The following is a 14,114-nucleotide window of genomic DNA, read 5'->3' on the forward strand; positions in this document are numbered from 1 at the left end:
ATGAGTTTCGACGTGCGCGTGCTGACCGGGGAGGACGACCTGCTCGCGGCGTCGGCCACGTTCCGCACCGCCCTCCTCGGCCTGCCGCCCGTGCCGGCGGGAACCGACGTCACGCAGTTCTTCGAACCCGGCCGCACCCTCGGCGCCTTCGACGGGACCGATCTCGTCGGCACCGCGGACTCCTACGCGAGCACGCTGGTCGTGCCGGGCGGGGCGCGGGTTCCGCACGCCGCGGTCACGCACGTGGGCGTGCTGCCCACGCACACCCGCAGGGGCGTCGTGACGGCGCTGATGCGCCGCCAGCTCGCGGACGCCGCCGCGAGGGGCGAGATCGCGGCCACGCTGCGGGCCTCCGAGGCGGTCATCTACGAGCGTTTCGGGTACGGCATCGCGGGCTCGGCCGCCCGCCGGGAGGTGTCCCGCAGGCAGGCCGTGCTCCGCGCGACCGTGCCGCCCGGGGGCCCGGTCAGGCTGGCCGACGCCGCGTCCTCCTGGAAGACGCTCGCCCAGATCTACGAGAACGCCGCCGCCTGGACCGGGGCGATCGGCCGGCCCGTCTCCTGGTGGCGCCAGCAGGAGCAGCGGCAGGCCGCGGATCCCGGCCCCGCCTACGTCGCCGTGCACGGACGGGACGGATCGGAGGACGGGTTCGTCCGTTACCACCCCGTCGGCACGGCGGAGTGGTTCACCAGCCGCGACCGGGCGATCGTCGTCGACGACCTCGTCGCCGCCACGCCGGACGCGTACGCCGGGCTGGTCCGGTGGCTGCTCGGCCTCGACCTCGTCGACCGGATCATCCTGCCGTTCACCGCCCCGGACGACCCGCTGCCGCTGCTGCTGACCGACGACCGCGCCGTCCGCACGGTCTCCGTCCGCGACGAGACGTGGCTGCGCCTCGTCGACGTGCCCGCCGCACTGGCCGCGCGCGACTATCGGGGCCCCGGCTCGGTCGTCCTGGCCGTCACCGACGACCTGCTGCCCGGCAACACCGGGACCTACCTGATCAGCGCACGCGGGGCCGCCAGGACCGAGGGACGGGCCGATCTCTCCCGTGCCGATATTTCTGGGGCCGATTCTTCTGGGGCCGATCTCTCCGTGGACGTCGCGACCCTGGCCGCCCTCTACCTGGGCGGTTCCCGCTGGTGGCAGCACGCCAGGGCCGGACGGGTGACCGTCCACCGCGACGGCGCCCTGGAGACGGCCGAGGAGCTGTTCCACACGGACGCGTCACCCTTCTCCGGCACGCTCTTCTGACGGCTGAGCTGCGAATATGACGGGTGTCACGGGTCAGGACACGACGCGCGGCACTTATCGCCGCACCGGCCGATCCGTACCGTGAAGGTCATGACGAACACGACAGGATCGCAGCGTACGGACTGGCACATCTCCCTTCTCGGGGGCCTGAAGCGCCGGGGGCGGGGGCGGGTGCCCGCGGACACGGTCGTCCTCACTCCCGTCGGCGGAGCCGACCTCGACCTGAGCGAGGCCGACATCGCGCCGGTCACCTCGGTCACGAAGATCTCGATCGCGGGCGGCGTGCGGCTGCGGGTGCCCGCCGACATCACGGTGGAGGTCGAGGGCTTCAGCCTGTTCGGCGGCCGCAAGGTGGAGCCGGGAACGCCGAACTCCTCCGGCCGTGTCGTCCGCGTCCGCAACTACGGCGTGTTCGGCGGCGTCGACGTCACCCGCGGCTGAGCCCAGCTTCCGGCGGCAGGGCGTCCGGTCGCGGGCGCAGGGCTCAGCCGAGCCCGTCGTCCGCCAGGATGCGTTCCAGGGTGCGCCGGCCCATCCGGCTCATGGCCGGATTGGTCTCGAGGTAGTACCAGACGAGCCCCATCGCCTGCGCGAAGGCCCACGCCTTGCCCCGCTTCCACTCGAGGTCGTCGCACTCCAGGTGGAGGCGGAGCACCTGGCGTGGCCCCGCCTCGAGCAGATGCCAGGCGCTCACGAGATCGAGAGCGGGATCGGCCGGCCCGAAGCCGCCGCCGTCGAGAATCCCGGCGAGCCGGCCGCCGGACACGAGCACGTTGCCGGGAATGAGATCACCGTGGGTCATCGCGTCGGCCGCTTCGCGCGGCAGGCTCCGGAGGCTCTTCCACATCCGGCGCAGCCGGGGAACGTCCAGCAGTCCTTCACTGCGCTCGAAGCAGGTCTCCACCCACGCGTCGTGGGACCGGAGATCGCCTCCCCGGCCCTTGCCGGAGAACCTACGGCCGCGCGTGCCGACCGCGCGCAGGTCGGTGATGAGATCGGCGAGGTCGTGGGCGAACGCGACCGATTCGCCCGGGTCCTCGTCGGTCGCCACGTTGCCGGGCAGCCACGTCTGCACCGACCACGGAAGCGGATATCCCGCACCGGGCTCGCCGAGCGCGACCGGCTCGGGCGTGGGAAAGCGGGTGCTGCCCGCCAGTTCACGGGCCGCCTCCGCTTCCGACTCCAGCCGGCGCCGCGTCGCGTCGACCGGCCCGGGCTGCAGCGGGAACCGGGCCGTGAAGTGATCGCCGATCCGGAAGATGGCGTTGACCGTCCCATGGGCGGCGACGCCGGTGACGGGCAGGCCCCGCCACTGCGGGAACTGCCCGTCCACCAGGGCGCGCACGGTCTCCTGTGACACCGTCAGCTGGTCGGCGTGCATCTTCACGCCGGGAGCGTTCCGCGTCCCGGTCCTGTCCCGCAACACGTTTTCGCTCCTCCTGAGAGCCGACGTCAGGTGCCCGCGGCCGTCTGGCCGGGCGTCCAGGGAGGCAGGCCGAGCTGCACCGAGATGCCGCGGAGCAGCGAGTCGTGCATCCGGGCTCTGGTCATGCCGGACACCTGTGTGGCCACGGCGATCTCGAAGCCGTCGATCTGGGTGAGGATCAGGTCGACGGTCTCCTCCACCGTGGAGTGGATTTGGAAGGCCCCGGTGGCCAGGCCCTCCTCGATGGCGGCGTGTATGGGGGCCCGCCAGCCGTCGTACTGGAGCCCGAAGAGGCGCCTGAGCTCCTTGTCGCGCGCGGACGCGGCGGCGTACTCCATGAACGCGAGGCAGCGGTTCCGGAAGCCGCGCGGGTGGGTGATGTACTCCACCAGGCTGCGGATGCGGTCCCAGGGGTCGCGATGGCGGGCCGCGATCTCCTCGAGTCCCTGGATGATCTTCCCGGTGTGGTGCGCGAAGGCGGCCAGCATCAGCCCGTCGCGGGTCTCGTAGTAGTGCTGCAGGGTGCCGATCGACACCCCGGCGTGCTTGCCGACGTCCCGCAGCCGGACCCGCTCGTAGCCCATCTCGGCGACCAGCTCGATGACCGAGGCGAGGATGCGCCCTCGCTGACCGTCGGTCCGTACCTCCAGTGCGGCGTCCACCCGTTGCCCTTTCTCGGCCGGTCCTGTGCCTGTCGCCTCCGGACCGCACTATAGCGATGCCTGACGCGCAAAAGGAACCCGAAAAGCCCTATTGACAAGGGCATGAGCCCACTCCTCTAATAATGCGGTACTAACGGAGCCGGGTCGCTTGACGCAGGTCGGAGCGCCCCGCCGAGCCATGGACTGGAGGGGGCGGTGGGCAAGACGATCATCTGTCCGTGCCATGACGTGACCGTCGAGGACATCCGGGCGATGTACGCCGCGGGCTACACCCACCCCGAGACGCTGAAGCGGGCGACGGCCGTCTTCATGGGCCCCTGCCAGGGCAAGCACTGCGCGGGTCCGGTCATGGAACTGCTGCGGGAGCTGGCGGGCGGCGACGAGGGACGGGTCTCCCGGCGCCCCACGGCCCGGCCCCCGCTGCGTCCCGTCCTCCTCGGCGTGCTCGCCGGCGCCGCCGGGCCGTCCGCCGGGCCGTCCGCCGAGACGGGCCCTGAGGCGGGCCGCGAGACGGGCGCCGAGAGTGGCACGACGGGGGGTGCCTGACCATGGCGGTCCCCGGAGCCTGCCGCTCCCCGCTCCGCCGCGCGTACGACGTCGTGATCGTCGGCGCGGGCGTGCAGGGCCTCGCGCTGGCGTACGAGCTGGCCAAGCTCGGCGTCCGCGACGTGGCGGTGCTGGACCGGAGCTACCCCGGAGGCGGCGGCAGCGGACGCAACGGCGAGATGATCCGCTCCGCGTTCGGCTCCCGCGAGTGGACCGGCCTGTTCGAGGAGTCGCTGCGCCGCTGGCGCACGCTCTCCGCCGAGCTGGACTTCAACGTGCTGTTCTCCGGCAGCGGCTACCTGGTGCTGGCCTCCACGCCCGAGCAGGTCGAGCGGTGCCGGGCCGACGCCGTACGGCAGGCCGCGCTGGGCGTGCGCTCGCAGTTCGTCACGGCGGAGGAGGCGCGCCGGATCGTGCCCGAGGTCAACCCCGATCTCGCGCTCGGCGGCGTCTACCAGGACCAGGCCGGGTTCGCCCACCACGACGCCGTCGTGTGGGGCTACGCCCGGGCCGCCGCGCGTCTCGGCGTCGAGATCCACACCGGGGTCACGGTGACCGGCGTCGACGTCGCCGGCGGAGCCGTACGCGGCGTGCGCACCGACCGCGGGGACGTCTCCACGCCGGTCGTGGTGAACGCGGCCGGCGGCGGGGCCAGGGCGGTCGCCGAGATGGCCGGGGTGCGGCTGCCGACCCGCACCTGCCGCCTGGAGATGATCGTCACCGAGTCGGTGGCGCCGTTCCTGCGTCCCGCGCTCGCCAGCCTGGAACTGCTCGGTTACTGCCACCAGACGGCCAGAGGCGAGTTCGTGGGCGGGACGGAGCTGCCCCACCCCGACGTCAGCGACAGCCTCAACGGCACCTACACGCTGCTCGCCGACATGGCCGCGAAGTTCGTCCGGCTGCTGCCCCGGCTGGCCGGGGTGCGGCTGCTGCGCCACTGGGCGGGGCTCGTCGACCAGGCGGACGACCTGTCCCCGGTGATCGGTCCGGTGCCCGAGGTCAGCGGCTTCCACCTGACCTGCGGCTGGGTCTACGGCTTCATGGGCGCCCCCGCGACCGGCGCGCTGCTCGCCCGGGGGATCCACGAGGGCGTCATGCCCGAGCTGATCCGCCCCTTCTCGGTCACCCGCCTGCACGAGGGACGGCTCATCCAGGAGGGCGCCCTCGTGGTCGCCGCGGAGGAGGGGAACGCCGCGTGAACCTGCGCATCACCACCCATCCGTCCGCCCGGCCCGCGAGGTCCAGGCGGGTCGCGTTCACGTTCGAGGGCCGCACCCTGCACGGGTACGAGGGCGAGCCGATCGCCACGGCGCTGCACGCCGCCGGGGTGCGGGTGCTCTCCCGCAGCTTCAAGTACCACCGCCCCCGCGGCATCGGGCTGACCTGCGGCACCCCCTCGTGCCCCGGCTGCCAGCTCACCGTCGACGGCCAGTACGGCGTGCCGGGATGCGCCACCCCGCTGCGCGGAGGCGAGTCGGTGCGCCGGGAGCGTGCCTGGCCCGGCGCCGGCTGGGATCTGCTCGGGGCGATCGACCGGTTCTCCGCGCTCGTCCCCGCGGGCTTCCAGTTCCGGCTGTTCCGGCGCTCACCCCGGTCGGCCCATCTGGCGGAGCGCCTCATGGGCGTGATCGCGGGCGGCGGGCGCACGGTGGCGGCCGGGGTCGCCGCGCGGGCACTCCGGCCCGGCCTGGGGGAGCGGCGGACCCCGCTCGCCGTCGTCGGCGCAGGCGTGGCCGGGCTGGCCGCCGCCCTGGCCGCGGCCGAGAGCGGGCTGGAGGTGGTCCTGGTGGACCAGGGTGACGAGCCGGGCGGCGCGCTCCGGGCGGAGACGCGTCACGTGCGCGGCCTCGACGGCGTGGAGGTCCCCGGATTCCGGCTGGTGGCCGGCCTCGCGGCCCAGGCGCGGAAGCACGCCTCGATCACGGTGCTCACCGCGTCGACCGCGCTCGGCTGGTACGAGGGCGGCGTGCTGCCGGTGGACACTCCGGACGGCCTGCTGGTGCTGCGCCCCGACCGGTTGCTGGTCGCGACCGGCGACTACGACGTCCCGATGCCGTTCCCCGGCAACGACATCCCCGGCGTGATGCTGGCCGGTCCGGTCCAGCGCCTGATCAACGTCGACCACGTCCGCCCCGGCGAACGCGCCGTCGTGGTGGCCGCCGAGCCGTACGGCTACGGCCTCGCCGAGCAGCTTCACGCCGTCGGCGTCGTGCTCGCGGCCGTCGTCGACCCCCGGCCGGAACGGGAGATCCCGGCCGGGGCGTTCCCGGAGGCGCTCTCCGCCGCGCGGGTGCCGTACCTGCCGGGCCACGCCGTACGGGAGGCCGTGGGGCATCGTGGCGTGCGCCGGCTGGTGGTCGCCCCGCGCGATGGTGGCCTGGTCGTGCGGCCGGCCTGCGACACGGTGGTGGTGGCCGCGGGACGGCGACCGGCCGAGGAACTGCTCCTGCAGCGGCTCTACCACGGCGACGTCACGCTCGACGTCACCCGCGACGAGGCGGGCGGGCCCTACTCCCTGCCGGGCGGCGTGGCGGTCGCGGGCGGCGCGGCGGGGACGACCGACCCCGCCGCCGCCCTGGCCCACGGCGCCGAGGCGGGCCGCCGCCTGTCCCGATGGAAGCCGGAAAGCGACCTTCCCCTCACCCCTCTCTCGCCCGGCGCGGCCGGGCGGCCGTCTCCTTCAGGAGGAACCAGTGACTGACACCGGCGCGCACGGGATGCTCTCCCGCCGGACTCTGCTCATCCGCAGTGGGCAAGGGCTCGGCCTCCTCGCGGCCTCCGGCGTGCTCAGCGCCTGCGGCGGCGGCTTCTCCGCCTCGTCGTCGAGCGGCGGCGGTGGCGGCACGACCCTGACCGTCGTGAGCTTCGGCGGCGACTACCAGAAGGCGCAGGCCAAGACGATGTGGGCGCCGTACGCCGCCAAGAACGGGATCACCGTGAAGGAGGACGGCCCCACGGACAACGCCAAGATCAAGGCGCAGGCCGAGTCGGGCAACCCGTCCTGGGACATCGTGGTCGTCGGGAACGACTTCGGCAGCGAGGCGGACGCCCAGTGGCTGGAGCCGATCGACTACTCGGTCGTCGACAAGTCGTCCATCGTCGACGGCTACGCGCAGACGTACCGTGTCGCGGCCGACATCGAGGGCACGGTCCTCGCCTATCGCTCCGACAAGACCGGCGGCGCCGCGCCCACCCCCTGGGCGGACTTCTTCGACCTGAAGAAGTACCCGGGCAAGCGCACCGCCTGGAAGTCGGTGGGCGGCGGCATCTTCGAGATCGCGCTGCTCGCCGACGGCGTCGCCCCGGCCGACCTCTACCCGATCGACGTGGACCGGGCGCTGAAGAAGCTGTCCACGATCAAGGACCAGCTCATCTGGTGGGAGACCGGCGCCCAGGCCCAGCAGTACCTCGAGAGCGGGGAGGCGGTCATGGGCATGGTGTGGATCGCCCGCGCCGTGCTGTCGGCGGCCAACGCCCCCATCACGATCGCCTGGGACTCCTGGCTGTCGCAGGAGGCGTACTGGGTCGTGGTGAAGGGCAGCAGGAACAAGGCCGAGGCGATGAAGCTCATCGCCCACATGACGTCGGCCGGTCCCACCGCCGAGTTCACGAAGTACCAGCCGTACGGACCGGTCAGCAAGGCGGCGCAGGACCAGGTCGACCCCTCGGCGAAGGAGAACCTGCCGACCACCCACCTCGACACCCAGGTCAAGGTGGACGACGAGTGGTGGGGCAAGAACCGCGACTCCGTCAACGACAGGTTCCAGCAGTGGCTGCTCTCCTGAGCCCGCTGTCCCCGAGCGGCCCGGCGGCGGCCGCCGCGCCCGGGGAGAAGGGCGCCGGCTCCCGCCGCGGGACGCGGAACTGGCCGTTCCTGCTGATCGTCCCCGCCTTGCTGGTCCTGCTCGCGGTCTTCGCGTACCCGGTCGCGCAGACGTTCGTCAGCGCGTTCACCACGCCGACGCCGGGGACCGGCAACTTCGCCTGGTTCTTCGGCTCCCCGGCCAACGTCGCGGTGCTGACCAGGACGTTCTCGACGGCCCTGTGGGCGACCGTGATCTGCCTGTGCCTCGCCTATCCCTACGCGTATCTGATGACGGTGGCCTCCCCGCGGGCCAGGGCGGCGCTGCTGCTGATCGTCATGCTTCCGTTCTGGACCAGCCTCATGGTCCGCACCTTCGCCTGGCTCGTGCTGCTCCAGGACACCGGTGTCGTCAACGGGTTCCTCGGGCTGTTCGGCCTGGGACCGGTGAGCCTGGTCCGCACGCAGGCCGGAGTCCTCATCGGGATGGTCCAGATCCTGATGCCGTTCATGGTGCTGCCGCTGTACTCGGTGATGAGCGGCATCGACCGGCGGCTGCTGACCGCCGCCGAGAGCCTCGGCGCCCGCCCGCTGGTCGCGCTGCTGCGCGTCTTCGTGCCGCTGTCCCTGCCGGGAGTCGCCGCCGGGGCGACGATGGTCTTCATCACCTCGCTGGGCTTCTACGTCACGCCGGCCCTGCTCGGCTCGCCCGGCGAGGCGCTGATCTCGCAGTTCATGTACACCCAGGTCAGCGGAATGCTGATGTGGGGCAGGGGCGGCGCCATGGCGGTCGTGCTGTTCGCCGCCACGCTGCTGCTGATCGGACTGCTCGGCCTGGCCATGCGGGCCGGCCGCCGGAGCAGGGCGAGCGCCCGATGAGCGCCCGGCTCGCCCGCGCCGCCCTGTGGATCACCGGCGCGCTGGTCGCCGCCTGGCTGGTGGCGCCCACGCTGGTGGTGATCCCGCTCGGCTTCACCGACAAGGTGTCGCTGACGTTCCCGCCGACCGGCTGGTCGACCAGGTGGTACGCCAACTTCTTCGGCGATCCGGCGTGGACCGCCGCGCTGGCCAACTCGGTGCTGGTCGGCGTGCTCGTCGCCGTCGTCGCGACCACTCTCGGCACGGCGGCGGCGTTCGGGCTCAGCCGCTGGACGAACGGAAGGGGAGCGGCGGCCGCGAGCGTGCTGCTGCTCGCCCCGATGATCGTCCCCGGCATCATCCTGGCCATCGGGATCTACGCCGTCTTCCTGAAGCTCGGCCTCGCCGGGACGCTCGCCGGGTTCGTCGCCGCGCACACCGTCCTGGCCCTGCCCTTCGTCGTCGTCTCCGTGACGGCCTCCCTGCGCACGTTCGACGTGCGGCTGGAGACCGCGGCCGCGAGCCTGGGCGCCGGGCGGTGGGCGACATTCCGGCAGGTCACCCTACCGCTGATCACGCCGGGTGTGGTCTCGGGCGCCCTGTTCGCGTTCGTGACCTCGTTCGACGAGGTCGTGGTCTCCCTGTTCATCCAGAGCCCCACCCTCGTCACCCTGCCCGTCCAGATGTACTCGAGCGTCACCCGCGAGACCGATCCCACGCTCGCCGCCGCCGCGACCATGATCCTGGTCCTCACCACGGTCCTGGTCGGCGGAGGGCTCACGCTGGCCGCAAGGAGGAACCGTGCCCGTTGACCGGCCCGAGGGGGCGGCCCTGCCCGCAGGCAAGGGCGCCCGCATCGACCTGAGCGGCATGACCAAGCGCTACGGCGGCGCCGCCGCCGTCGACGACGTCACGCTCACCGTGGAGCCGGGGGAGTTCATGACGTTCCTGGGGCCGTCCGGCTCCGGGAAGACGACGACCCTCAACATGATCGCCGGCTTCACCGACATCACCTCCGGGACCCTCCGGATCGACGACCGGCCCGTGGGCGACGTGCCTGCGCACAAACGGGACATCGGCGTGGTGTTCCAGCACTACGCGCTCTTCCCGCACATGACGGTCGCCCAGAACGTCGCCTTCCCGCTGCGGCAGCGCAAGGTGCCCAGGGCCGAGCGGGACCGCCTCGTCGCCGCCGCCCTGGAGACCGTGCAACTACCCGGCCACGCCTCCCGCTACCCCCGCGAGCTGTCCGGCGGCCAGCAGCAGCGGGTCGCGCTCGCCCGGGCCATCGTGTTCAGCCCCCGCGTCCTGCTCATGGACGAGCCGCTCGGCGCGCTCGACCGCAAGCTCCGCGAGTTCCTGCAACTGGAGATCAAGCGCATCCACCGGGAGGTCGGGTCCACCTTCGTGTTCGTGACCCACGACCAGGAGGAGGCGCTGATCCTCTCGGACCGCGTCGCGGTGTTCAACAACGCCCGCATCGAGCAGGTCGGCACCGCCCGGGACCTGTACGAGCGGCCGGCCACGCTGTTCGTGGCCCGGTTCCTCGGCGAGTCCACGATCCTGCGCGGCACCGCGACGCCGGACGGGAGCCGGGCCCGGCTCGACCTGGACGGCCTCGCCGTACAGGCCTCCGGTGGGGTGCGCAGCGGACCGGCCGCGCTGGTCGTGCGGCCGGAACGGCTCCGTCTCGAGCCCGACCGGCCCGACGCCGCCGGGACCGGTGGCAACGCGGTTCCGGTCACGGTGGTCGAGGAGATCTATCTCGGGTCGGCTCGCAAGCTGGAGGTGCTGCTGCCCGGTGGCGGGCGCGGCCTCGTACGCGAGCAGGCGGGCACGGCGAGCGACCTGAGAGTGGGCGACCGCGCCCGCCTGTGCTGGCACCCCGACGACTGCGTCCTGCTGCCCGACGACCCCACCACCGAAAGGATCTTCACGTGACCGTCAACGGCGGAGTGTCGTTCTGGTACCGCGAGACGGGGTTGCCCGCGCGACGCCCGCCCCTGGACCGGTCGATCGAGGCGGACGTCTGCGTCGTCGGGGCCGGCTACACCGGCCTGTGGACCGCCTACTACCTCAAGAAGGCCGATCCGAGCCTCGACGTCGTCGTCATCGAGCGCAAGTTCGCGGGCTACGGCGCCTCCGGCCGCAACGGCGGCTGGCTGACCGGCGCGCTCGCGGGGTCGCCCCGCAGGTTCGCCCGCACCCACGGCGGCGAAGGCGTGCACGCCCTCCAGCGGGCGATGAACGAGACCGTCGACGAGGTCATCGCGGTGGCGCGCGCCGAGGGCATCGACGCCGACATCGTCAAGGGCGGCATCCTCAGGGTGGCGCACGCCCCGTCCCACCTGCCGCGCCTGACCGCCCAGGTGCGCGCGGCCCGCGCCTGGGGCGACACCGACGTGGAGCAACTCGACGCCGAGCAGACCACGGCCAGGATCCGGGTGGACGGCGCCCTCGGCGCCTCGTTCAACCCCCACTGCGCCAGGGTCCAGCCGGCCAAGCTCGTGCAGGGCCTCGCGAGGGTCGTCGAGGGGCTCGGGGTGCGGATCTACGAGTCCACCCCCGTGACGGAGATCGTGCCGCACGAGGCGCGCACGCCGTACGGCGCCGTGCGGGCGGACTTCGTGCTGCGCGCCACGGAGGGGTTCACCGCCGGGCTGGCCGGCGAGCGCCGGACCTGGCTGCCGATGAACTCCTCGCTCATCGTCACCGAGCGGCTGCCTGGCCGGGTGTGGGAGCGGATCGGCTGGGAGGGCCGCGAACTGCTCGGCGACATGTCCCACGCCTACATCTACGCCCAGCGGACGGCCGACGACCGCATCGCCATCGGCGGGCGCGGGGTGCCCTACCTGTTCGGTTCCCGTACGGACGACGACGGGCGCACGCACGCCGCGACGGTGCGCGCCCTCCGTGACGCCCTGGTGCGGCTGTTCCCCGCCGTACGGGACGCCGCGGTCGAGCATGCCTGGTGCGGCGTGCTCGGCGTGCCGAGGGACTGGTGCTCGACCGCCGCGCTCGACCGGCGGACCGGGCTCGGCTGGGCCGGCGGCTACGTCGGCCACGGCGTGGCCACGACCAACCTCGCCGGGAGGACTCTGCGCGACCTCGTGCTCGGCGCCGACACCGAACTGACCCGGCTGCCCTGGGTCGGCAGGAAGGTGCGCAGGTGGGAGCCCGAACCGCTGCGCTGGATCGGCGTGCGCGGGATGTACGCCGCCTACCGCGCGGCCGACCGGGCCGAGATCGTGGGCGGCCGGACGACGACGTCGCCCATCGCCAGGATCGCCGACGCCGTCGCCCGCCGGCACTGAGTCCGCGGGCATCGAGCGCGGCGTAACTGAGCGCGGCGGACGGCGTCGCGCGCAGCACACGACGAGCCGCCGGGTGATCCGGCGGACGAACAGGAGAGCAGTTGACCAGCATCGTCGTACCCGACGCGAGCACGGCCGTCCTCGGCCCGGCCGCACCCAAGCCGACCTCGGTCGAGGGCGACCAGCGCGAGGCGACCCTCGCGGTGTGGACCTCCGAGGACGGCAGGACCAGCGCCGGCGTGTGGGAGTGCACGCCCGGCAGGTTCACCGCCGTACGGGACGGTTACCACGAGATCTGCCAGATCCTGTCCGGGCGGGTGACCGTGGTCTCCGCCGACGGCACGGAGCAGGAGGCAGGCCCCGGCAGCACCCTGGTCATGCCGGCGGGCTGGCGAGGTGAGTGGCACGTCCACGAGACCGTGCGGAAGACGTACGTGACCACCCGTCTGTGACTCTTCCGTCCGGGTTCCCCTGGTCTCTCTGGCCGTGTTCGGCTAGATAAAGCGCAACTGTAGGAGATTTGCACCAGTGTCTGACTTGCCGGTATTGAGGAACTTCGTCAATGGTCGTCACACCGACCCGGCCGACGGTGTCACCTCCGAGCTGATCGATCCGTGCGACGGCGAGCTCTACGCCCTCGCGCCCGTGTCCTCGAAGGAGGACGTCGGCGTCGCGATGCGCGCGGCGGCCTCCGCGTTCGAGACCTGGCGCGACACGACCCCGGGGGAGCGCGCCCGCGCGCTGCTGCGGCTGGCCGACGCGGTCGAGGAGAACGCCGACCGGCTCGTGGACGTGGAGTGCCGCAACACCGGCAAGCCGCGTGAGGCGACCGCGTCGGGCGAGGTGCCGCCCATGGCGGACCAGATCCGCTTCTTCGCCGGCGCCGCCCGGCACCTGTCCGGGCTGTCCGCGGGAGAGTACATGCCGGGCCACACGTCGATGGTCCGGCGGGAGCCGATCGGGGTGTGCGCCCAGGTCACGCCGTGGAACTACCCGATGATGATGGCGGTGTGGAAGTTCGCTCCGGCGATCGCGGCCGGAAACACGGTCGTGCTCAAGCCGTCGGACACCACTCCCGCCTCGACCCTGCTGCTGGCCGAGATCGCGGCCGAGTTCCTGCCGCCGGGCGTCTTCAACGTCGTGTGCGGTGACCGCGACACCGGCCGCGCCCTGGTGGAGCACGAGATCCCGCAGTTCGTCTCCATCACCGGTTCGGTCCGGGCCGGCATGCAGGTCGCCGGCAGCGCCGCGGCCGACCTCAAGCGCGTCCATCTGGAACTCGGCGGCAAGGCGCCTGTCGTCGTCTTCGACGACGCCGACATCGAGGCCGCCGCCCGGAAGATCGCCGGTGCCGCGTACTACAACGCGGGGCAGGACTGCACGGCCGCCACCAGGGTCCTGGTCGCGGAAGGCGCGCACGACGCGCTCACGGCCGCCCTGGCGGAGCAGGCCCGCGCCCACCGCACCGGCCCCGGCGTCGCCGATCCCGACTTCGGGCCGCTGAACAACGCGGCCCAGCTCGCGCACGTCTCCGGGTTCGTCGAGCGGCTCCCGGCGCACGCCAAGATCGAGACGGGCGGCGGCCGGATCGGCGACCGTGGCTTCTACTTCGCCCCGACGGTGGTCTCGGGCCTGCGGGAGGAGGACGAGATCGTCCGCAAGGAGATCTTCGGCCCCGTGATCACCGTGCAGCCGTTCACCGACGAGGCCGACGCCCTGCGGATCGCCAACTCCACGGAGTACGGCCTGGCGTCCTCGGTCTGGACGAAGGACCACGGCCGGGCGATGCGCATGGCGCGTGCTCTCGACTTCGGATGCGTGTGGGTGAACACGCACATCCCCCTGGTCGCCGAGATGCCGCACGGCGGGTTCAAGCACTCCGGATACGGCAAGGACCTGTCGATGTACGGATTCGAGGACTACACCCGGATCAAGCACGTCATGAGCAACATCGGCCTGTGAGCCTGCGGCGTGGGGCGGGCACCGCCCCGCGCCGGAGCCTCCCTTTCGGCGGCGTTTCGTGAAATCAGCGATTGATAGAGAGCGCGATTCGGCGTCGAACGCTTTCCGTGTCCGCTGAAACCGCACCCGAATTCGTGGGCCGATGGTTCCGGAAACAACGGAGAGAGACTTCCGGGAATTTGAAGCCGCACCTGCGGTGCGCTCCCAGCTTTACGTTCCCGGCGACGGGTGGTGCTCCCGCGACGGGCCGGGAGAATCCCCCGTGACGTCTCGGACGACGTGGGCGTGGG

14 protein-coding genes are annotated in these 14,114 nt (G+C 72.6%); 12 read left to right on the forward strand and 2 right to left on the reverse strand.

Going from position 1 to position 14,114, the window contains the following annotated elements:
- Both ABZ857_RS31415 and ABZ857_RS31420 read left to right on the forward strand, forming a co-directional pair.
- Window positions 1–1,254 (forward strand): GNAT family N-acetyltransferase, encoded by a 1,254-nt coding sequence (locus ABZ857_RS31415; RefSeq protein ID WP_357050044.1) that lies wholly within the window; start codon window positions 1–3, stop codon window positions 1,252–1,254.
- Window positions 1,255–1,344: 90 nt separating this feature from the next.
- Window positions 1,345–1,695, forward strand: a complete 351-nt coding sequence (locus tag ABZ857_RS31420; protein WP_357050048.1) for a hypothetical protein — start codon at window positions 1,345–1,347, stop codon at window positions 1,693–1,695.
- 43 nt (window positions 1,696–1,738) lie between these two features.
- Here ABZ857_RS31420 and ABZ857_RS31425 read toward each other — a convergent pair whose 3' ends face one another.
- The gene (locus ABZ857_RS31425) at window positions 1,739–2,680 is read right to left on the reverse strand and encodes an aminoglycoside phosphotransferase family protein (protein WP_357050051.1); all 942 of its coding nucleotides are present in this window, start codon (window positions 2,678–2,680) and stop codon (window positions 1,739–1,741) included.
- Between the two features lie 26 nt (window positions 2,681–2,706).
- On the reverse strand, window positions 2,707–3,342 hold the full coding sequence (locus tag ABZ857_RS31430) for a TetR/AcrR family transcriptional regulator (protein WP_357050054.1): 636 nt from the start codon (window positions 3,340–3,342) through the stop codon (window positions 2,707–2,709).
- Window positions 3,343–3,537: 195 nt separating this feature from the next.
- On the opposite strand from ABZ857_RS31430, the gene ABZ857_RS31435 reads away from it, so the two are divergent.
- From ABZ857_RS31435 to ABZ857_RS31480, 10 genes are all read left to right on the forward strand, one after another.
- Window positions 3,538–3,888 carry a (2Fe-2S)-binding protein gene (locus tag ABZ857_RS31435; protein ID WP_357050057.1) on the forward strand — a complete coding sequence of 117 codons (351 nt, stop codon included), beginning with the start codon at window positions 3,538–3,540 and terminating at the stop codon, window positions 3,886–3,888.
- 2 nt (window positions 3,889–3,890) lie between these two features.
- The gene (locus ABZ857_RS31440; protein ID WP_357050060.1) at window positions 3,891–5,087 is read left to right on the forward strand and encodes an FAD-dependent oxidoreductase; all 1,197 of its coding nucleotides are present in this window, start codon (window positions 3,891–3,893) and stop codon (window positions 5,085–5,087) included.
- Entirely contained in the window at window positions 5,084–6,589 is a 1,506-nt protein-coding gene (locus ABZ857_RS31445; RefSeq protein ID WP_357050063.1) for an FAD-dependent oxidoreductase, read from the forward strand. The genes ABZ857_RS31440 and ABZ857_RS31445 overlap by 4 nt, the downstream gene beginning before the upstream one ends.
- A complete protein-coding gene (locus tag ABZ857_RS31450) occupies window positions 6,582–7,673 on the forward strand; it encodes an ABC transporter substrate-binding protein (protein ID WP_357050066.1) in 1,092 nt (363 codons plus the stop codon). Before ABZ857_RS31445 ends, ABZ857_RS31450 begins: the two co-directional genes overlap by 8 nt.
- Window positions 7,658–8,569, forward strand: a complete 912-nt coding sequence (locus ABZ857_RS31455; protein WP_357050069.1) for an ABC transporter permease — start codon at window positions 7,658–7,660, stop codon at window positions 8,567–8,569. The genes ABZ857_RS31450 and ABZ857_RS31455 overlap by 16 nt, the downstream gene beginning before the upstream one ends.
- Entirely contained in the window at window positions 8,566–9,360 is a 795-nt protein-coding gene (locus tag ABZ857_RS31460; RefSeq protein WP_357050072.1) for an ABC transporter permease, read from the forward strand. Before ABZ857_RS31455 ends, ABZ857_RS31460 begins: the two co-directional genes overlap by 4 nt.
- Entirely contained in the window at window positions 9,350–10,489 is a 1,140-nt protein-coding gene (locus ABZ857_RS31465) for an ABC transporter ATP-binding protein (RefSeq protein ID WP_357050075.1), read from the forward strand. Before ABZ857_RS31460 ends, ABZ857_RS31465 begins: the two co-directional genes overlap by 11 nt.
- Window positions 10,486–11,862, forward strand: coding sequence for an FAD-binding oxidoreductase (locus tag ABZ857_RS31470; protein ID WP_357050079.1), 1,377 nt, complete (start codon window positions 10,486–10,488; stop codon window positions 11,860–11,862). The genes ABZ857_RS31465 and ABZ857_RS31470 overlap by 4 nt, the downstream gene beginning before the upstream one ends.
- Before the next feature lie 101 nt (window positions 11,863–11,963).
- Window positions 11,964–12,314, forward strand: a complete 351-nt coding sequence (locus tag ABZ857_RS31475) for a cupin domain-containing protein (RefSeq protein ID WP_204049398.1) — start codon at window positions 11,964–11,966, stop codon at window positions 12,312–12,314.
- A gap of 76 nt (window positions 12,315–12,390) precedes the next feature.
- Window positions 12,391–13,824, forward strand: a complete 1,434-nt coding sequence (locus ABZ857_RS31480) for a gamma-aminobutyraldehyde dehydrogenase (protein WP_357050082.1) — start codon at window positions 12,391–12,393, stop codon at window positions 13,822–13,824.
- The last annotated feature ends 290 nt before the right edge of the window (window positions 13,825–14,114 follow it).

Source organism: Microbispora sp. NPDC046933 (assembly GCF_040644635.1).
In the GTDB taxonomy this organism is placed as follows: domain Bacteria; phylum Actinomycetota; class Actinomycetes; order Streptosporangiales; family Streptosporangiaceae; genus Microbispora.